The sequence below is a fragment of the Hymenobacter lapidarius genome, assembly GCF_001816145.1.
Lineage (GTDB): Bacteria > Bacteroidota > Bacteroidia > Cytophagales > Hymenobacteraceae > Hymenobacter > Hymenobacter lapidarius.
On record NZ_MDZB01000055.1, the window covers coordinates 1 to 19,104 of the forward strand.

A 19,104-nucleotide genomic window follows, 5' to 3' on the forward strand; every position below is an offset into this window, starting at 1 on the left:
CCGCCCATGGACGTGCAGGCGCCCGCGCCGCCCCCGCCCACCCCAGGCCCCCCGCCATGGACACGGAAGCCCTGCGCAGCGAGCTGCGCAAAGACGGCCTGATTGGCCCGGGCGACAAAGGGTTTCAACTGCAGCTCAACGCCTCGGGCATGACGGTGAACGGCCAGCGCCAGTCGGAGGAGCTCGCCACTAAATACCGCAAGCTGGTGGGCCACGACGACGGCCAGCGCCACAACCTGAATATTTCAGTGCAGGAATAGCGGGACCCTCCCCGCCTCTGGTTACAGCAAGGCCGGCTCTTCGCAAGGGGGCCGGCCTTTGGCGGCTGGGCCATTTTTCTGCTCAGGAAGTTAGGTCACTGCACGCAACCTTCGGACCTTTGCGCCCATCTATGGACATCCCCGTAATCTGTTATTTATAGGGTTTAGTATTGATTATAATGTGGCGTTTTTTATTGGTTTGTTGGTTTAGCCTGTGTGCTGGTGGGGTGTTTGGCCAAAGCCAGCCGGCTGGTAAAGAAGATGCCGGCGCGGCCCAACCCGCGCCCAAGCGGCAGCTGCAGGCCGTGCGCATCAGCTCCGGGGTGAAGCTCGATGGCGTGCTTGACGAAGCGGTGTGGCAGTCAGCGCCCGTGGCTACGCGGTTCTACGAGCTGGAGCCCACGCCGGGCCGCCCGGAAAAGTTTCCCACCGAAGTGCGCGTGCTGTACGACGACGACGCTATTTACGTGGGCGCTATCATGCATGACGTTTCGCAGGACTCCATTCTGCGCGAGCTCACCGCCCGCGACAACATCGGTAATTCCGACTGGTTTGGGGTGTATTTCGATACCTACAACGACCACCTCAACGGCTACCAGTTCATTGTGACGCCGGGCGGCGTGCAGGTCGACGCGCGCCAGTCGCCGGCCAACGGCGAAGACGGCGACTGGAACGCCGTGTGGGACTCGCGCACCACCCTGCGCGGCAACGACTGGGTGGCCGAGCTGCGCATCCCGTTTTCGGCCATTCGGTTCAGCAAAGCGCCCGAGCAGGTGTGGGGCCTGAACTTTGGGCGGCAGCGCCGCAGCACGCGCCAGAAGTTTTTTTGGAACGAGGTGAAGCCCCAGGTCTCGGGCTTTGTGAACCAGTGGGGCGAGCTCACGGGCCTCAAGGACCTCAAGCCGCCGCTGCGCCTCTCGCTCACGCCCTACATCTCCAGCTACGTCAACCACTACCCTTACAACGAGCAGGGCAAGCGCAACGCCAGCACCAGCTTCAACGGCGGGGCCGACGTGAAGTGGGGCATCAACGAGAGCTTCACGCTGGATGCCACGCTGGTGCCGGATTTCGGGCAGGTGCTCAGCGACAATCAGGTGCTTAATCTTTCGCCGTTTGAGGTGCAGTTCAGCGAGAACCGGCAGTTTTTTACCGAAGGCACCGAGCTGTTTAACAAAGGCGGCCTGTTTTACTCGCGCCGCGTGGGCGCCACGCCCGTTGGGTTTGGCCAGGTCAATGGCCAGCTGCGGCCGGGAGCCAGAGAGGCCGATGGTAGCCGGCGCCAAGGCGAATTCGTGGCCGAAAACCCCGGCGTGACGCCCCTGCTGAACGCCACCAAAATATCGGGCCGCACCAGCAAAGGCCTGGGTGTGGGTATTTTTAATGCCCTGAGCAATAACGTGTATGCCGTGCTGCAGGACAGCACCACTGGCGCCCGGCGCGAGGTGCTCACCCAGCCCTTCAGCAACTACAGCATTGCGGTGCTCGACCAAAGCCTGAAGAACAACTCTTACGTCAGCCTCATCAACACCAACGTGACGCGCGCCGGCCAAACCTACGACGCCAACGTGACCGGCGGTCTGTTTCGCTTCGCCAACAAAGCCAACAAATACGCCCTCGACGGGCAGGTAGTGTACTCCCACCGGCGCGGCAAGGACTTCAACTCGGAGCGCGACATCGCGGACCAGAACGGCTACAAGTACTACCTGAACTTTGGCAAAATCAGCGGCCAATTCACTTGGAGCGTCGACCACGGCATCGAGTCGAGCACCTACAACCCCAACGACCTAGGCCTGCTCTTCAGCAACAACAGCATTTCGCAGTCCCTCAGCGCTAGCTATAACATTTACAAGCCCTTCTGGAAGGTGAACAGACTGCGCACCTACGGCAGCATCAGCTACTCACTGCTGCAAACGCCCACGCGCTACCAGGAAGCGGGCCTGTACCTGGGCGGCAACACCACGTTCACCAAAAGTTTCCTGACCACCGGCATCGATTTGCAGGCCTTGCCGCTCGCCCGCGACTATTTCGACCCGCGCCGCGCGCCACTGGGCCGCTACTACGTGCGCAAGCCCGCCAATGCCCGCATCAACGGTTTCCTGTCGTCGGACTACCGCAAGAAATTCGCGTACGACGTGCGGTACGCCGCCCGCTTTTTCGCGGCCGACGGGGACCGCACCAACCGCAACACGCTGTATCTGAGTTTGAGCCCGCGCTACCGGGCCAGCGACCACCTCAGTTTCGTGTACGCGGCCAGCTACGAGCTGATTCGCAACCAGGTGGGTTACGCCGGCGGCCTCGACGGCCGCCAGCCCGCCGATGCGGCCCTGCTCGCCGACTTCGGCGGCCGGGGCGGCGACGTGCTGCTCGGGCGCCGCAACGTGGCCACCGTTACCAACACGGCCACCGGCATCTACACCTTCACCAACCGCATGTCGTTCAACATCCGCGTGCGGCACTACGTGAGCAACGTGCACTACCGCGACTTCTCGCGCCTGCGCCCCGACGGTGTGGAAAGCCCCGTGGAATACCAGCGCAACCGCGACAACACATTCAATGCCTTCAACTTGGACGCTGTGTACTCGTGGTGGTTTGCGCCCGGCTCCCAGGTGAGCGTGGTGTGGAAAAACGCTGCGGCCAGGTCCTTCGAAGCCAACGCCGCCACCCCGCTGTACTTCGACAACCTGAGCAACACCATCAACACCGCCCACAACAACAATGTGTCGGTGAAGGTGCTGTACTACCTCGACTACCTCGCGCTGCGGCCCCGGCGCGGGTAGCGCCGTAGCGTGCGCGCAGCGGTGCTTCGCGCTACCTCACGGCGGCCGTCTGCTGGTCGGCCAGCTTCACAGCTTCGTAGAGGTTCACGATGCCGCCGCTTTTGGAAAGGGTGGCAAAGTCCACCAGCTTCTGGGTGCCGGGCTTGTTCACCTTGGTGTGGTACGGCACCGCTGACTGTAGAATTATTTGCTTGATTTGCAGCGCCGTAAGCTGCGGAAAGTAGGATTTTAGTACTGCCGCCACGCCGGCCACCACGGGCGCGGCCATGCTGGTGCCGCTGAACGTGGAGTAAGTATTGGCGGGCGTGGAGGAATAAATGTCGACGCCGGGCGCAAACACGTCCACAGTTTGCTTGCCGTAGTTTGAAAATTTGGCCGCCAGCTCCGGGGTGTTGAGGCGGCTGCTGGCGCCCACCGTAATCTGGTTGGGAATGTCCTGGCCGTTTAGGTAGTGGGCCGAAGGGTAATTCAGACCGGTGTCGTTGTCGTTGCTGCTGTTGCCGGCGGCGTGCACCAGCAGCACGCCTTTTTGGTCGGCGTACTGCATGGCCGCGTCCACTACGGCCTTATCGGGCGAGAAGTCCTTGCCAAAGCTCATGCTGATAATCTGGGCCCCGTTGTCCACGGCGTAGCGAATGGCGTTGGCCACGTCCTTGTCGCGCTCATCGCCGCTGGGCGTCGAGCGCACGCTCATGATGCGCACCGCGCCGGCCACGCCGTCGGCACCGAGCTGGTTGCCGCGCACACCCGCAATAATGCCCGCGCAGTGCGTGCCGTGGCTGGCATTGGGTCCCTGCGAGTCGGGATTGCCGTAGCCAGTTTCGGTGAGGTTGGCCACGTCGTCGCCCACCAGCGGGCGCGGATTGTAGGACGGGTTCAGGCTTTTTTCCACCCGGTCGCGGGAGTGCGTAACGGCCTCGGCGAGGCCCTTCAGCGCCTCGTCGGTGCTGGCAAAGCGGTTGCGGCTCAGGAAGGCATACAACGACCCGGCGCTGGGCACATCGGGCCGGGAGCGGGCCGCCTGCCGCAGCAGGGCCGTATCGAGGCGGGTTGTGTTCAGCGCCTGCATCATCTGCCCAAAGGAGGCCGTGTTGCTGGCGTAGGCCTTCGTCAGCATCGAAAGCTGTTTGTTTTCGTTGGCCAGGTCTTTCAAATAGGAAGCCTTGGCCTGTTCGTACACATCAAACCTAGCCTGGTCGGCTGCCGATAGCGACTTGCGCTTTTTGCCCTCAAACAGCGGCTTGTACTGGCCGTAGATGCGGGTCTGCTCCAGGGTTTCCACGGCAATGTTCTGCCCGTCTTTGCCACCCAGGAAGTTCCAGCCGCGCACGTCGTCCACGTAGCCGTTCTGGTCGTCGTCCAGGCCGTTGCCGGCTATCTCGCCGGGCTTGCGCCACAGCACGGCCTTCAGGTCTTGGTGCGTGGAGTCAATGCCCGAGTCGAGCACGGCCACCAGCACAGTCATCGGCTTGCGGTTGGCCAGCAACTCCCGGTACGCGCGGTCGGCGCTGATGCCGGGCACGCCGTCGGCTTTCAGGTCCAGGTGCTGCCAGCGGCGCACGGCATCGGCTTGGGCACTGGCACTAAGGCTGGTGAAGGATAGTAGGCCGAGCAGGGCCAACTGGGGAAAGCGCGAAAGCGTGAAGGCGGGCATTGGAAAGAATAATTGAAAAAATACGCCGCTAAAGGTAGAGGTCCACGCCCCGGAAACCTTGTGAGTGCGGAAGTATTCGTGTATATTACGATGGGCCTTGTAGCCCGCCCGGCAAGCGCAGTAGCTCCGTGGCCGCCGCAAACGGGGTGAGCTGGCCGGCGGCTACGGCTTGCTGCACGGCGGGCAGACGGTTGCGCACGGCGCCGTCGGCATAAAACTGGGTTTCCAGCTCCTGCACAATGCTCTCGTGCAGCCACTTCAGCTGTTGCTGCTGGCGCCGCAGCGGGAAATAGCCGTTTTGCTGCGTGGCCGCGGCATAGTCCTCAATAACTTGCCACACCTCGGCCACGCCGGTGCCGTTCACGGCCGATGTGAGCAGCACCGGCTGCACCTGGCCCGACGGCGCGGGCGGAAACAGGTGCAGCGCGCTCTGATAATCGAGGCGAGCGCGGCGGGCGGCCTGCTCGTTGCCTTGGTCGGCCTTGGTGATGCACAGCGCATCGGCCATTTCCATAATGCCGCGCTTGAGGCCCTGCAGCTCGTCGCCGGCACCGGCCAGCATCAACAGCAGGAAAAAGTCGACCATGCCGTGCACGGTGGTTTCGGACTGGCCCACGCCCACGGTTTCCACAAATATCACGTCGTGGCCCGCCGCTTCGCACAGGAGAAGGGCTTCGCGGGTGGCGCGGGCCACGCCGCCCAGGCTGCCGGCCGCGGGGGAGGGCCGAATATAGGCGGCGGCGTGCGCCGACAGCCACGGCATGCGGGTTTTGTCGCCCAGAATGCTGCCGCCCCCGCGCTGGCTGCTGGGGTCCACGGCCAGCACGGCCAGCTTCTTGCCCAGGGTTTCGACTACATATCGGCCCAGCGCTTCAATAAACGTGCTTTTGCCCACGCCGGGCACGCCTGTGATGCCCACGCGCAGGCTGCGGCCGGCGTGCGGCAGCACGGTTTGCAGCACTTCCTGGGCCAGGGCCTGGTCGGCGGGCAGGGTGCTTTCGACCAGGGTGATGGCGCGGCCCAGCACCGTGCGGGTGCCGGCCAGGATGCCGGCGGTGTACTCAGCGGCGGAAAGGCGTTTGGGGGGCATAGGGGTGAAGCACGAGCGGGGCGGGTGCGCAAAGTTGCCGGTGGCCGGCTTAATTTTCGAATTCAACCGGCAAGCTAACCGATAGGAAGGCGCAGCCACCGCTTTCCACTCCCTTGCCGCGCCTTATGAAAACCCTTCGTCTCCTGCATTTGGCCGCTCTGCTGGCTTTGCCCGCGGCCGTGCGCGCCCAAAACGAGTTGAGCAATTTCTCGGCCACGGGCCGGGGCGGGGTCGTGAACAGCTTCGCCGAAGGCTACCAGGCCATTGGGGTGAACCCGGCCAATCTGGGCCGCAACGGGCAGGCCAAGGTCTCGTTCACCATTGGCGAGGTGGGCGTGGGGGTGGCGTCCCGCTCGCTCAGCAAGTCTTTTTTCGAGCGCATCATCTTCGAGCGCACCGAAAGCATTACCCCCGCCGACAAAGCCGCGCTGCAGAATGGCCTGGCCGACGACGACGCGTTCAACCTCAACGTGGACGCCACCACGCTGGGCTTGGCCGTCAGCCTGCCCAACGGCCTGGGCAGCATTGCCGTCAGCAACCGCCAGCGCATCAGCGCGCACCTGGCCCTGAACCGCAACGCGGCCGATGTGGTCGTTAATGGCAAGTCGGCGGCCAGCCTGCAGCCCTATTACCCCACCACCGGGGCCGCCGCGCTGCCGCCGCCGCCGCTGTCCGAATTCCTGGACGGCACGGCCATTCAAATGGCCTGGACCAGCGAATACAATATTGCCTACGGCTTGCGCGTGCTGGATAAGCCCGGCTTTAAGCTCTCGGCAGGCGTGGGCTACCGCTACATTCACGGCATTGGTATTGCCGATATTCGGGCCGAGGGAAGGGAGCTGACGGCGTACTCGTCCCTGGCGCCCGTCTTTTCAGCCGATTACGGCGCCCTGGTCAACAGCCCCGATTTTAACTACAAAAACGGGTCCGTGCTGAGCCCCGTGGGCAGCGGGCACGGGGCCGACCTGGGCCTGTCGGCCGAAATCGGCAAGTTTTTGCAGCTCAGCGCCTCCCTCACCGACGTGGGTACGATGACGTGGACGAGCAACGTGGTAACGGCCACCAACCAGCAGCTGCAGCCCACCTCCGCCACCGGCATCGATACCTACGACGTGCTCAAGGAAGTGCTCAAGCAGTTCGATACCGATGAGCAAAACATCTTCGAGTACCAGGCCCAGCAGAAGCGCAGTGCTTCGCTGCCAGCCAAGCTCCGGCTGGGAGTGGGCTTCCGCCTTAGCAGCCTGTTCGAAGCCGGCGTGGACTTCACTGCGCCGCTAAATAAGGTCTCGGGCAACCTTACTGCCCCCTTTGTGGGCCTGGGCCTCGACTTTAAGCCAACGGGCTGGCTGCGGCTGAGCACCGGCGTGAGCGGCGGCGCGGGCTACGGAACCGGGGTGCCCCTGGGCATCACCCTGGTCACGCCCATCTGGGAAGCCGGAATCAGCTCGCGGGACGTGACGGGCTATTTCAGCGAAAAGGCTCCCTACTATTCACTGGGGCTGGGTTTTCTGCGGTTCAAGATTGGCGGGCAGAACTAAGCGTGTATCCAGATAGGGCATCCTGACGATAGGACTTCACGTCAGTAGAACGTCATGCCGAGCGCAGCCGAGGCATGACGGTTTGTTTCCGGGGCTTTTCAAAAGAACGGCAAACCCCGGCTGCCGGCTACGGTATGACCACGAAGGCCGGCAGGCCCAGCTTGCTGCGGCGCCCGCCCAGCTTCAGTCCTTCGTCAATGTATAGGCATTCTTTGCCCAGCAGGTTGGGTTTCTGGATGACGCCGAGGTTGGGGTTGTCTTCGCGGGCCACGTAGATACGGCCGTCGGGACCGCGCTGCAGGGCACCAATCTTGCGGTTGGCCGACTTGCCCACCAGCAGTTTGTCTTTGGTTTTTAAGTCAAACTGCCAGATTTCGGTTTGGCCGCCGCCCACGCCGTTGCAGGTGCCGTAGAGCTTGCTGCCGTCGGGCGAAAACTCCACGCCGTAAGCCTCGGCAAAAGGCCCAAAGCTGCTGGGGTTGCTCACCTTGCCGGTGGTGCGGTCAAAATCATACACTTCAAATTTGTTGGTTTCACGCCAAAGGGCCGCCGCGAGCTTGCGGCCATCGGGCGAAAATTTCAGGGCGCCAATGGCGTTGCGGCCGGGGCCGGCGTTCATGCTGCCCACATTGCTCAGCAGCGGCTTGGCCGACACACCATCGGCCGTGACGAGGTAGGAAACGAAGGCGTTGGAGTTCCAGCGGTGGGCCACTATCCAAGTGTCGCGGCCATTGGCGTGGCGCACCGCGGCCAGCTTTTCGGCCACCGGCTGAATGAGCAGCAGGTTCACGCGGGGCAGGTCGCCGAGGCCGTTATCGCGGGTCATGTCCACGATGGAGTAGCGCAGGCCATTGGGCGTGCCCTCGGGCGCCACCGTAAAAATGTAAAAGATGTTGCCCGAGCCGGGGTCGGGCACGATGAGGGCCGATTGGGTGCTGCTGCCGCTGCCCATCAGCTTCACGCCGTTGGGCATCACGCGGTGCTCGCGGTTCCACACGGTTTGGCCGTTGGTGTAAAACAGCAGCTCGCCTTTGGCGCTGGTGGCCACGGCGCAGCCCTCGTAGGTGCTCATTTTGCCATCGTTCAGGGGCTTGGGCGTGTTGCCTTCGGCGAAGGTGAGGCCGGCCTGCTGGCCAAAATACCAGATGTCGGTAGGCCGCTGGGCCTGGGCGGCCACCGCCGCAAACAAGGGCAGGATTAGAAGAAAAAGACGTTTCATAAGAGCAAAAAGCAAGTGATGATGGGGCTAAACGAAAAAATCGTGCCGGCTCGTGCGCAGGTCGTTTTGGCGGCCCGCCCGGCTCACCGGCCAGGCCAGCAACAGCCCCAGCACCCCCAGCAGCGAGAGGGGCATCAGAAAGTAGACCCACTGCAGCGCCACCGGGTTGCCCAGCGCCTGCGCGAGGCCATTGAGGGGCAGCAGCAGGGGCAGCAGCAGCACAAGGAGCAGCAGGCGCGGCCAGCCGGGCAGCCGCGCCGCAAAGGCCAGCAGCGGCAGCAGCAGCACGGCATCGTAATAAAGATGGTAGGTGGTGAGCAGCGTGAGCGTGCTGATAACGAGAAACAGCCACCACCCAACCACCTGCTTGCCCTGCCGGTGCAGCCACGCCATGCGCAGGCCGGCCCCCAGCCACAGCAGGCTGTGCAGCACCACGTGCCACGCGCTGCTGCCGGGCCGCAGCCACTCCAGCACGTTGCCCAGCTCCAGCCGCAGGGTCATGCCCTGGGTGAGCGGGTAGTCGGGGTCGGCGGGGTCGAAGGACTGGGCGCGCACCTGCGCCAGAAGGTGCCGGTAGGTGGGCAGCAGCTCTGCAGGAGCCGCCGCCCACTGCCACGCCACCGCACTCAGCAGGGCCACCACCACCGTGGCCACGACTAGGCTCCGCCATTGCTTTTTCCAGATAAACCACGCCGCAAAAGGCAACAACAGCGTCACCTTGAAGGCGGCCAACCCAAGCAGTGCGCCTGCCACTACGGGCCGCCAGCTTCTATCGGCGGCAGCCGGCCTGGACTGGCTTGCGGCTTGCAACCCAACAGGAAGCGTGCTGGGGGAGGGGCGGGCGTGGCTCCCATTTAGTTGGGCCACGGCAAGTGCGCCCACGCCCAAGGCCAGGGCCAGGAACGTGGGCTGCCCCGTGAGCAACGCCGGCACGGTGCCTTTCAGGGCGAAGGCGAAGACCAGAAAATGCCACCAGGGTATGATAAGCTCCTCATTGGATTCCGACAGGGCCGGCCACCAACGTGCGGCGGCCAGCAGGCACACCATGGCCAGGGCGCCCCACAGCGGCCAGGCCAGCGCATAGGCTAGCTGGCCCACCGTGAGCCCAAACAGCGCCACCGCCCACGGCGGGTAAAGAAATGGGAGGTTGGGCAGGCCCGGCTCGGTGCGGCTCACAAGCTGCTCGGCGGCCACAATGCGCTGCCAGCCGCGCTTCAGCGTGGCGTCGTCGTAGGGGTTTTGCCCCTGGCGCAGCACGGCCTGGCCCACATAGCAAGTGCGGAAGTCCATGGGCCGGTCGCCCGTGAGCCCGGGTTCGCGCAGCACGCGGCTTACGTTGAACAAGGCAATCAGGACCAGTAAAAGCAGAACGGGACGCGGCACGGCGGCAAGTTAGCCAGTAGCGCGAAGCGGGGCTTCGCGTCCGGGCCCGGGCCCCCCGGTGGTTTAGCGGCGGCAAGTGCTGCTTCGCTCTACTTCCCGGCCACGGCCAGCAGTGCCAGCTCGGCCGGCTGGTGGTGTTTTTCGAAATACGAATACCCCGGCATCAGCCCGCGCCAAAACGCCTGGTGGGGGCTGGCCGGGCGCTTGGTCAGCTCGGCTTCTGTGAGGGGAAACGGGAAAATGTGCACCGGAATCATGGCCTGACCCGCCGCGCGGGCCGTTACGGCCAGCAGGTACACTTCCTCGATGCCGGCATCCGTGATGGGCAGGCAACCAACCGTGACTTCGCCGCCGTGGATGAAAATGTCGCCACCCGGGTTGGGCTCGCCTTGGGCGCGGTCGGCGGCGTTGGGGTAGTTGAGGCCCAGCGAAAGGAGGTAGTCGCTTTGGGGGTTGAAGCGGTCAATTTCGTAGAAGCCTTCCGGTACCTGGCGGTCGCCGGCGCGGCGCTTGGGACCCAGCCGGCCGGAGGTGGCCGCCAGCGGGTAGCGGTCCAGCAGCTCAAATGAGCCGGCGCCCCGGTTGCGGGCTCACACTTCCAACTCCTGGTTAGTTTTGATGAGACGAAGCAGTATTTCCAGGCGCTGCGGGTCGAGGTCCTGTGCATGCAGGCGCTTCGCAGTAGGTGCCGGTGCCTGCCAGCGCCACCCGCACCCGGGAAAACTTCAGCTGCTGCTGCCAGAAGGCCGTTTGGGTTGGCAAGTCGCCGGCGCTGGCGCGGTCCTCCTGGGAAGTGCAGCCCTGGGCCAGAAGTTGATAAAGCGGCAGCAGCAACAACACGCAGCCCGACAAACGACGCCACATAAGGAATAACCGGAATGATGAGAGATAGACTTGAAGCCTATCCCAAGAGGCTCTGTCATGCTGACGCAGGAAGCATAGTATCTCCGCAAAACGACCGGTTCTACCCTGATAGGATGCTTCGCAGGCTCAGCATGACAAGGCCTTTTGAATAGGCGCTTACAACGACATTCAAGTCTTTATATTTCGCGGAGCTTCTCAAATTTCCATGGCCGGGTCACCAGTTCCTGTTGTCCCGGCAAAGACCACGCTCGCCAGGCAGATTACCTTTGCACCGCAGCCGACAAACGTACTTTTCTCTGGTTCTATTGGTACACCAACGGCTTTTCCTGCGCTTCCCGTAGCAGGGCAAGCGGTGCCTCGCGAGGCGGCGTATTTACCAACGCCCTGCTACTGGCGGCCGTTGCCGCGCCACCGCGTGCGCACTGGGTTTACTTCTCCTTCTTCCCTGTTTTCTATGCAGCTCAAATCTCTCTTTACTTTCCTCACGAGCCTCGCTAAACACAACGAGCGGCCGTGGTTCCAGGAGCGCAAAGCCACCTATGACCAGCTGCGCGCGCAGTTTGTGGAAGACGCGGAATTCTGGGCCCGCGAGCTCGCCCAGCTCGACCCCGTGCTGGCCGGGCCCGACGGCCGCACCAGCATCTTCCGCATTTACCGCGACGTGCGCTTCAGCAAAAACAAAGACCCTTACAAGACGCACTTTTCGGTATATTTCACGGCCAGCGCGGGCAAAGAAGTGGATGCCCCCGGCTACTACCTGCAACTGGGCCCCAACGGCAACACCCTCATCGCCGGCGGCCTCCACCAACCCGACAAAAGCCAGCTGGCAGCCATCCGGCAGGAAATTGACTACAACGCCGACGAGCTGAAAGCCCTGCTGGCCGCCCCCGATTTTCAGCGCTATTTTGATGGAATGGGCGGCGAGAAGCTCAAGAAGTCGCCTGCTAATTATCCCATTGAGCACCCGGAAATTGAGCTGCTCAGGCACAAAAGCTTCACCGCCACCCACCACATGACGGATTCAGACGTGCTAAGCCATGCAGATTTCCGGGCCCACGTACTGGAAGTATTCCGCGCCATGGTCCCGTTTTGCCAGTTCTTGCGCCGGGCCGTGACGCCCTAAACGGCAGGAGCAAAGTGCCCGCCGCCCTCGCAAAAAGAAAAACGCCCGAAGCATCTCCTGCTTCGGGCGTTTTTTGTCAAAGTCGCTACGCGGACGCAAAGCGCCGGATTGCGGCAACTTATGATTACCAGGTAACCAGCTCCTGTTCGTGGCCAACGCGGAATAAGGCGCTCTGCTTCCGGTCACCGGCCTCCACGTTCACGATGTTCATCTGGTCGCCAAAGAGCTCGAGCAGCATGGCTTGCCGCAGCTGCACGCCGGGCACGGGGCCCGGCAGCGGCACTTTGCAGTAGAGCCAGTAGCCGTCCTTTTCGTTTTGCAGGCCCAGCACTTGCAAGGGCAGGGGCGCGCCGGCCGCAGTGCTGAACCGGAGGGTGCGCTGCAGGTAGGCGGTGGTCAGGGCCAGGGGCCGCGGGCCGGGCTCGCTCAGGCTCACCGGCGCGGGCTGGCCCTGCGAAATGGCTTTCTCAAAGTCATCCGTGAACACCTTTATTGCTACTTCCAGCTGCTTTTTGCTGGCGTTGTAGCGGAGCTCCATCAGGCTGGAATGGTAGGCGTGCAGTGCCCACGCCGCCGAAGTGGCCAACAGAATGAGGGCCACCAGGGCCGTCAGGCAGCGCGTTGCGAACCGGGTTTTCATGAGGAGTACCTGCGTTAAAGGGTCAAGTGGGCCCTAAAACGCTTTCATCACCTGCTTGATGATAAGCACGTAGGCCATCAGGCTCAGAATAAGAAACGTGCCAACTCGCTGCGCACCTTCCATGATGCGATCCGAAGGCTTGCGGCGCGCAATCATTTCGTAGAGCAAAAACACCACGTGGCCGCCGTCGAGGGCCGGAATGGGCAGCAGGTTCATAAAGGCCAGCACCATGCTCAGGCCGGCCGCCAAGCCCCAGAAGTGCTGCCAGTCCCAGGTCCCGCCGAATTGCTGGGCAATTTCCACGGGGCCGCCCAGGCTCTCGGAGGCCGAGATTTCGCCCCGGCCCATTTTGGCAAAAGCCCGGGCCTGCAGGCCAATCACGCCAAAGGCCTTGCTCACGCCCTGCGGAATGGACTCGGCCAGCGAATAGCTGCGGGTGCCCAGCTTCAGGGTCGACTTGCGCTCGAACCCGATGCGGCCCGACTCGCTCACGGCAATGGGCAGGGATAGGGTCTGGCCGTTGCGCTCCACCACCACGGGAGCGGTTTTGCCCTTGTTGGCGAGCAGGGCGGACTGTAGTTCGTCGAAAAACTGCACGGGTTGCCCGCCCACGGTGGTAATCTTGTCGCCGGCCTTCAGGCCGCCTTTGGCGGCGGCCCCACCGGCTACCACTCGCTCCACGGCGAAGGTTTCGCGGGGGCGCACCAACAGGCTGTCCGCGCTTTGCTTGGCAAATTTGTCCAGGAAATTGGCGGGGATGTTGATGTCCACCAGCTGCCCGCCGCGCTCCACGGTGTAGAACGAGTTGGAGCCCATAATTACGTCGGGCTTGTACACGTCGTCGAACTCGGTGAACGGCCGGCCGTTGATTTTCACAATCTTGTCGCCGGTGCGGAAGCCGATTTCGCGGCCCAGGCCGTTGGGCAGAACGCCGTAGCGCGCCTCCGAGGCCGGCAAAAACACGTCGCCGTAGTGGAAGGTCATCGCCGCAAAAATCACGATGCCCGTGATGACGTTCATGATGATGCCGCCCAGCATGACCAGCAGGCGCTGCCAAGCCGGCTTGCCGCGGAACTCATCGGGCTGCGGCTCGGCCGCGAGCGAAGCCGCGTCCTGGGTTTCGTCTATCATGCCGTGTATCTGCACGTAGCCGCCCAGCGGAAACCAGCCGATGCCGTATTCCGTCTCGCCGATTTTTTTCTTTACCAGCGCGAAATTGGCCACGCTCGGCATGGGAAACAGAAAGTCGAAGAAGATGTAAAACTTATCGACCCGAATTTTAAAAAGCTTGGCGAAGGCAAAGTGACCGAATTCGTGCAAGCCAACAAGTAGCGACAGGGCCAGCAGGAGCTGGCCAATCATGGTGAGAATTTCCAAGGAGAATAACTGGTAAGGGAGGATTTTTTAACAGAACGTCATGCAGAGCGCAGCGAAGCATCTTGCCCGCCGCCGGTAATCAACGCCGTTGCAACGAAGCGGGCAAGATGCTTCGCTGCGCTCTGCATGACGGCGCCGAGCAAATAGACATTGAATCTCACAAGAGTGTTTCAGCAACGCGACGCGTTTCAGCATCGGTGGCGACCAAGTCGTCCAGCAACGGCTCCGCAAGGTACGAAACCCGTGTCAGGCACTCTGCCACCAGGTCCGACATTTGCCGAAAGCCCACTTGCTCCCGCAAAAAAGCGGCCACGGCTACTTCGTTGGCCGCGTTGAGCACGCAGGGCGCGTTGCCGCCCCGGCGCATGGCCCCAAAGGCCAGTTCCAGGTTGGGGAACGCCGCGCGGTCGGGTGCCTCAAAAGTGAGGGTAGGGTAGTCGAGGAAAGAAAAGCGCGGGAACGTGTTGGCCAGCCGCTGCGGGTAGCCCAGCGCGTACTGAATGGGCAGCTTCATGTCGGGCAGACCCAGCTGGGCCTTCAGGGAGCCGTCTTCGAACTGCACCAGCGAGTGCACGATGCTTTGGGGATGTACCACCACGTCAATCTGCTCGTTGGTGAGGCCGAACAGCCACTTGGCCTCAATCACCTCCAGGCCCTTGTTCATGAGCGAAGCCGAGTCGATGGTGATTTTGGCGCCCATGTCCCAGTTGGGGTGTTTCAGGGCCTGCGCCTTGGTCACGGACTCCATTTGCTGGGCCGTGTGGCCCCGAAACGGCCCGCCCGAAGCCGTGAGGATGATTTTCTCAATGGGGTTGGATTCTTCGCCCACCAAGCACTGGAAAATGGCCGAATGCTCGGAATCGACGGGCAGCAGGCGCACGCCGTGCTTGCGTACCAGGCCCGTGATGAGCTCGCCAGCTACCACCAAGGTTTCTTTGTTGGCCAGGGCAATGTCCTTGCCGGCTCGAATGGCCGCCACCGTGGGCAGCAGCCCGGCGTAGCCCACCAAGGCCGTGAGCACAATGTCGATTTCGGGACGGGTGACCACTTCGGCCAGTGCGGCGGTGCCAGCCAGTACTTGGGTTTCGGGCTGGTGGGCCAACGCAGCTTTCAGCGGCTGGTAAAAGCCCTCGTCGCCGATAACCACCACGGCCGGCCGGAACTCCAGGGCCTGTTGTGCCAGCAGCTCCCACTGCCGCTGGGCGCTGAGCACCGCCACCCGGAACCGGCCCGGCTGCTGCCGCACCACTTCCAGCGCCTGGGTGCCAATAGAGCCCGTGGCGCCAAGCAGGGCCAGCGTTTTCACCTTTTTATTCTCAATCATACTGCTACAAACACGGAAACGCCGCAAAAGTACGCGCCTCTGGATGCCGCGGCTCAGGTGCGCCGCAAAGTAGCCGCCACAAACTGGTCGATGATGCCCACAATGGCGGTGGCTTCCTGGGCCGCCGCGGCGTGAGTTGCACGGAGGTGCCCTTGGGGCCCACCCGTTCGGCCAGCTCCAGGAGGCGGGCCAGCTGCTCGCCGATGGCGCGGTACACAAAGTCCCAGAGCACGGCGGTGGTGCCGGCGTGTGCGCCCAGCACGCGGCGCAGTTCCAGCAGACGCATCGTGAGGCCGGCCAGGATGCCCAGCAAGCCGCGTTCGGCGGGCGAAAACTGCCGGGGCGGCCCGTCGTAGAGGCACAGCGAGCCGATGTTGTGGCCGTCGGGGGTGCGCAGGTTGTGGCCGGCGTAAAAGCCCAGCCCTAACTGCTGGAGCAACGAAATGTCGACGCTGGGGGCGCTGGCTTGGTTCAGGTCTTCAAACACGGCCGTCTCGTCCTGCAGAATGGTGGCCGAGCACAGGCTTTGCCCGCGGGGAATGCGCTCAATGTCCACGGGCAGGTTGTAGGGGGCTTTCAACAGGACCGTATCGCCTTCCACAACGGACAGCATGGCGTTGGACACGTGAAACAGCCGGGCGGCGGCCGCTACCACGTCGTCCAGCACCTTTTCGCTGCGCGCATCCAGTAGCTGGTAGCGCTCGAGTGCGCGCAGGCGGGCTTCGTCGTCGGCCGGAATGAGGGAAGAGGGAACTGTGCTCACAAGGGAAAAATAAGGGGTGTCCGGCAGGGAAGGCGCGTGCCGGTGGCGAAATGCTACGGTGTACGCAAGGGCAGAGTCTGCGTTTACCCATCAAAGTGCACCAGGGTTTAGCTACGGGCCGCTTGGTTCTGCCTACGGCACGCATTCAGATACTACTACGCGGTTTCATCTGTTTGTTTTCAGAAATAACCGGGCGACCCCAGGTGGATGCTGTTGCGTTAGGGCTGGCCGCGCCGGCCGCTACCTTTGTCGCCGTGTCTGCTTCTTCTCCCTTTGATTACGACGTTGCCATTATCGGGGCGGGCCCGGCGGGCGCGGCCTGCGCGTTGGGCCTGCGCCGGAGCGGCCTGCGCGTGGCCCTGCTCGACAAAGCCCGGTTTCCCCGCGACAAGGTGTGCGGCGACGCCATCCCCGGCCACGCCCTCAAAGCCCTGCGCCAGCTTGACCCCGCCTTTGCCGCTGCCCTGTGGCAACTGGAGCCGCGCGACGCCGTGCGCCGGTCCCGTCTTGTGGCGCCCAACGGCGACAGCCTGGAGCTGGAATGGAAGCTGCCCAGCTTCAACTCTCCGCGCGAATTCTTCGATAATGCCTTGCTGGAGTTGGTGCGAACGCACGCCCCAGCCACCACTATCCTAGAAAACACCAGCCTGAAAGGCCTGCACATGGCCCCCGACCACGTGCAGCTGCAACCCACTCACGGCCCCGCAATCACCTGTGGGCTCGTTATCGGCTGCGACGGTGCCAACTCCGTGGTGGGCCGCAAGCTGCTGCCCGAGCCCCGGCTGGCGCGGGCGCACCACTGCGTGGGCGTGCGGGCCTATTATGAAAACATTGCGGGGGCCGAAAGCGGCACCACCGAGTTTTTTCTCACCCGCGACTACCTGGCGGGCTACTGCTGGCTGTTTCCGGTGGGGCAGGGCCGCTACAACGTGGGCCTGGGTATGCTGGCCGAAGTGGTGGCCGCGCACAAAGTAGACCTCAAGGAAACCATGGTGCGGCTGCTGGCCACGCACCCGGCGCTGGCCGGCCGCTTTGCCGAGGCGCGGCAGCTGGGGCCCATTGTGGGGTTTGGGCTGCCGCTGGGCGGGGGCCGGGTGCGGTCCATCAGCGGCGAGCGGTTTTTGCTGTGTGGCGACGCCGCCTCGCTGATTGACCCCTTGCAGGGCCACGGCATTGATACGGCCATTCAGAGCGGGATGCTGGCGGCGGTACAGGCCACGGCTTGCTTCGCGAAGCAGGATTTCGGCGCCGCCCAAATGGCGGCTTATGACGAGCAAGTGGCCGAGAAGATTGGCCGCAAGCTGGCCAAAAGCTACCGCCTCATGCGCTTCCTGAGCACCAAGCCGTGGCTGGTGAACGCAGCCGTGCGCCTGGCGCGTGTGCCCGGCCTCAAGCGGTGGGTGCAGAAGGCCATTGGGTAGGGTGGGTTTGAATGTTGCGTTTTTATTCCTGCAACAGACCAGAAGAGCTATTTTAAAGCAGAAACACTAATTATTTATCGCCAACAATAATTAATGCTTGCGAATAGAATTAATTATTCCTAATTTGCTTTCGCTTATCACAAGAAGCGCCCCGTATGTCCTTGTTCAACAACAATATCCTTTTCAATAACTCGAATAATAATAATTTATTCCGAGACAGGGAGGCTATTGTTCCGAAGAAGAAATCCAAGAACAATTTTTCAATTTGAAAAGCCTTTCGTAATTCGGAAGGCTTTTTTTTTGGCCCTTCCCAGCCCCTGAGGCACTAGTCTGGAAATTAAAAAAAACTCCCCACCAGGAGGTGGCTCCTTATTGCCCAAACCCAGCCGCTGCCAGCACCACGTCATCATCATTTTCAACTTTCAACCCCAATTTCTTTACGTATGAAAACCACTGCAATCCCCACCGCCTGGCCCGCCGCGGCCGACCTGCTCGAAACCGAAGTAGCCCTGACGTTCGTGAAGGAAACCTTTGCCCGGGAGCTAGCCCGGCAGCTGCACCTCGTGAAAGTATCGGCCCCGCTGGTGGTGCTCGAAGGCACCGGCATCAACGACGATTTGAACGGGGTGGAGCGGCCCGTGGGCTTCCCCATTAAGGCCCTGGACGAGCAGCGGGCCGTGGTGGTGCACTCGCTGGCCAAGTGGAAGCGCCTGCGCCTGCGCGAGCTGGGTATCCCCGCCGGCCGCGGCCTGCTGACCGACATGCGCGCCCTGCGCCCCGACGAGGATTACAGCCCCATCCACTCCATCTACGTGGACCAGTGGGACTGGGAAAAGCACATGTTGCCTGAGCAGCGCACGGTGGCTTTCCTGAAAGCCACCGTTGAAACCATCTACGCGGCCCTGCTGACGACCGAGCAGCGGGTGAGCGAGGAGTTTGGCATTGCGCCGGTACTGCCCCCAAGCATCGCCTTTGTGCACGCCGAAGACCTGCTGCTGCGCTACCCCGACCTCACGCCCAAGCAACGCGAGCACGAAGCCGCCCGCGAATACGGCGCGGTGTTCCTGATGGGCGTTGGCGGCGAGCTGAGCCACGGCGAAATCCACGACGGCCGCGCCCCCGACTACGACGACTGGAGCACCGTGAACGAAGACGGCCACCGCGGCCTGAACGGCGACATTCTGCTCTGGAACCCAGTGCTGGAAACCTCATTTGAGGTGTCGTCTATGGGCATTCGGGTGGATAGGGTGGCCTTGGCCCGGCAGTTGGAAATGCGCGGCTGCCCCGAGCGCGCAGCCCTGCGGTTTCACCACCTGTTGCTGAGCGACCAGCTACCCCAGAGCATCGGCGGCGGCATTGGGCAGTCGCGGGTGTGCATGTTTTTGCTGCGCAAAGCCCACATCGGCGAAGTGCAAGTGAGTTTGTGGTCTGATGCCGTGCGCGAGGAAATGGCCGAAGCAGGCGTAAGGCTGCTCTAGCAGCAGGCAAGCCAGCGGTTTTGCTGCATGAATAGGAAAGGGAATGAGTGGCTGCGTGGCGGTTCATTCCCTTTTTTATGCTTCGGGGAGCGCCCCAACTTGCCCCGAGAGCCGCGCGCTACCTGGGGCGCGCCGCGTGGCTAAAACAGCCAGCGCTGGCCCGGCGGCCATGGCGTTTTTTAAGTCGCGCCCG

At 62.8% G+C, this 19,104-nt stretch carries 16 protein-coding genes and 1 pseudogene; 6 read left to right on the forward strand and 11 right to left on the reverse strand.

Annotation, left to right across the window (positions count from 1 at the left end; all coding sequences use genetic code 11):
* Positions 1–260, forward strand: a 260-nt coding sequence (locus BEN47_RS02220; RefSeq protein ID WP_204378263.1) for a hypothetical protein, incomplete at its 5' end; no start/stop codon positions are given.
* Between the two features lie 194 nt (positions 261–454).
* Entirely contained in the window at positions 455–3,037 is a 2,583-nt protein-coding gene (locus tag BEN47_RS02225; protein WP_204378264.1) for a DUF5916 domain-containing protein, read from the forward strand.
* 31 nt (positions 3,038–3,068) lie between these two features.
* On the opposite strand, the gene BEN47_RS02230 is transcribed toward BEN47_RS02225, so the two are convergent.
* Together BEN47_RS02230 and meaB are read right to left on the reverse strand one after the other, a co-directional pair.
* Positions 3,069–4,691: a S8 family serine peptidase gene (locus tag BEN47_RS02230; protein ID WP_083322033.1), complete on the reverse strand. Its 1,623-nt coding sequence runs from the start codon at positions 4,689–4,691 to the stop codon at positions 3,069–3,071.
* Between the two features lie 85 nt (positions 4,692–4,776).
* Positions 4,777–5,781: a methylmalonyl Co-A mutase-associated GTPase MeaB gene (gene meaB, locus BEN47_RS02235; protein WP_070724752.1), complete on the reverse strand. Its 1,005-nt coding sequence runs from the start codon at positions 5,779–5,781 to the stop codon at positions 4,777–4,779.
* A 125-nt stretch (positions 5,782–5,906) separates the two neighbouring features.
* On the opposite strand from meaB, the gene BEN47_RS02240 reads away from it, so the two are divergent.
* Entirely contained in the window at positions 5,907–7,319 is a 1,413-nt protein-coding gene (locus tag BEN47_RS02240) for a DUF5723 family protein (RefSeq protein WP_070724620.1), read from the forward strand.
* Positions 7,320–7,446: 127 nt separating this feature from the next.
* Here BEN47_RS02240 and BEN47_RS02245 read toward each other — a convergent pair whose 3' ends face one another.
* The 5 genes and pseudogenes from BEN47_RS02245 to BEN47_RS20760 form a co-directional block, all read right to left on the reverse strand.
* Positions 7,447–8,538: a hypothetical protein gene (locus BEN47_RS02245; protein ID WP_070724622.1), complete on the reverse strand. Its 1,092-nt coding sequence runs from the start codon at positions 8,536–8,538 to the stop codon at positions 7,447–7,449.
* Between the two features lie 27 nt (positions 8,539–8,565).
* Positions 8,566–9,921, reverse strand: a complete 1,356-nt coding sequence (locus tag BEN47_RS02250; protein ID WP_125921455.1) for a glycosyltransferase family 87 protein — start codon at positions 9,919–9,921, stop codon at positions 8,566–8,568.
* Between the two features lie 89 nt (positions 9,922–10,010).
* Positions 10,011–10,220 carry a hypothetical protein gene (locus tag BEN47_RS20755; protein ID WP_125921456.1) on the reverse strand — a complete coding sequence of 70 codons (210 nt, stop codon included), beginning with the start codon at positions 10,218–10,220 and terminating at the stop codon, positions 10,011–10,013.
* Positions 10,221–10,481, reverse strand: a pseudogene (locus BEN47_RS22790) (L,D-transpeptidase family protein); the annotation flags it as partial. It abuts the gene before it with no gap.
* Between the two features lie 49 nt (positions 10,482–10,530).
* A complete protein-coding gene (locus BEN47_RS20760; RefSeq protein ID WP_125921457.1) occupies positions 10,531–10,785 on the reverse strand; it encodes a hypothetical protein in 255 nt (84 codons plus the stop codon).
* Between the two features lie 454 nt (positions 10,786–11,239).
* Between BEN47_RS20760 and BEN47_RS02260 the strand changes: the two genes are divergently transcribed.
* A complete protein-coding gene (locus BEN47_RS02260) occupies positions 11,240–11,908 on the forward strand; it encodes a DUF2461 domain-containing protein (RefSeq protein WP_070724629.1) in 669 nt (222 codons plus the stop codon).
* A 124-nt stretch (positions 11,909–12,032) separates the two neighbouring features.
* On the opposite strand, the gene BEN47_RS02265 is transcribed toward BEN47_RS02260, so the two are convergent.
* The 4 genes from BEN47_RS02265 to BEN47_RS02280 form a co-directional block, all read right to left on the reverse strand.
* Positions 12,033–12,548, reverse strand: coding sequence for a DUF6702 family protein (locus tag BEN47_RS02265; RefSeq protein ID WP_070724632.1), 516 nt, complete (start codon positions 12,546–12,548; stop codon positions 12,033–12,035).
* A 33-nt stretch (positions 12,549–12,581) separates the two neighbouring features.
* Positions 12,582–13,925, reverse strand: a complete 1,344-nt coding sequence (gene rseP / locus BEN47_RS02270; RefSeq protein ID WP_070724635.1) for an RIP metalloprotease RseP — start codon at positions 13,923–13,925, stop codon at positions 12,582–12,584.
* Positions 13,926–14,082: 157 nt separating this feature from the next.
* On the reverse strand, positions 14,083–15,249 hold the full coding sequence (locus BEN47_RS02275; RefSeq protein ID WP_070724637.1) for a 1-deoxy-D-xylulose-5-phosphate reductoisomerase: 1,167 nt from the start codon (positions 15,247–15,249) through the stop codon (positions 14,083–14,085).
* 4 nt (positions 15,250–15,253) lie between these two features.
* Positions 15,254–16,012 (reverse strand): GAF domain-containing protein, encoded by a 759-nt coding sequence (locus BEN47_RS02280; RefSeq protein ID WP_070724639.1) that lies wholly within the window; start codon positions 16,010–16,012, stop codon positions 15,254–15,256.
* 254 nt (positions 16,013–16,266) lie between these two features.
* Here BEN47_RS02280 and BEN47_RS02285 point away from each other — a divergent pair, with 254 nt between their 5' ends.
* Both BEN47_RS02285 and asnA read left to right on the forward strand, forming a co-directional pair.
* Positions 16,267–17,433: an NAD(P)/FAD-dependent oxidoreductase gene (locus tag BEN47_RS02285; RefSeq protein WP_158010803.1), complete on the forward strand. Its 1,167-nt coding sequence runs from the start codon at positions 16,267–16,269 to the stop codon at positions 17,431–17,433.
* 443 nt (positions 17,434–17,876) lie between these two features.
* Positions 17,877–18,911, forward strand: a complete 1,035-nt coding sequence (gene asnA, locus BEN47_RS02290; protein ID WP_070724644.1) for an aspartate--ammonia ligase — start codon at positions 17,877–17,879, stop codon at positions 18,909–18,911.
* Positions 18,912–19,104 lie beyond the last annotated feature (193 nt).

What these genes read in the sequence shown, in the direction of transcription:
- BEN47_RS02230 (WP_083322033.1), bottom strand. Translation starts at nt 4,691, where the DNA reads ATGCCCGCCTTCACGCTTTCGCGCTTTCCCCAGTTGGCCCTGCTCGGC.
- meaB (WP_070724752.1), bottom strand. Translation starts at nt 5,781, where the DNA reads ATGCCCCCCAAACGCCTTTCCGCCGCTGAGTACACCGCCGGCATCCTG.
- BEN47_RS02240 (WP_070724620.1), top strand. Translation starts at nt 5,907, where the DNA reads ATGAAAACCCTTCGTCTCCTGCATTTGGCCGCTCTGCTGGCTTTGCCC.
- BEN47_RS02245 (WP_070724622.1), bottom strand. Translation starts at nt 8,538, where the DNA reads ATGAAACGTCTTTTTCTTCTAATCCTGCCCTTGTTTGCGGCGGTGGCC.
- BEN47_RS20760 (WP_125921457.1), bottom strand. Translation starts at nt 10,785, where the DNA reads ATGTGGCGTCGTTTGTCGGGCTGCGTGTTGTTGCTGCTGCCGCTTTAT.
- BEN47_RS02260 (WP_070724629.1), top strand. Translation starts at nt 11,240, where the DNA reads ATGCAGCTCAAATCTCTCTTTACTTTCCTCACGAGCCTCGCTAAACAC.
- BEN47_RS02265 (WP_070724632.1), bottom strand. Translation starts at nt 12,548, where the DNA reads ATGAAAACCCGGTTCGCAACGCGCTGCCTGACGGCCCTGGTGGCCCTC.
- BEN47_RS02275 (WP_070724637.1), bottom strand. Translation starts at nt 15,249, where the DNA reads ATGATTGAGAATAAAAAGGTGAAAACGCTGGCCCTGCTTGGCGCCACG.
- asnA (WP_070724644.1), top strand. Translation starts at nt 17,877, where the DNA reads ATGAAAACCACTGCAATCCCCACCGCCTGGCCCGCCGCGGCCGACCTG.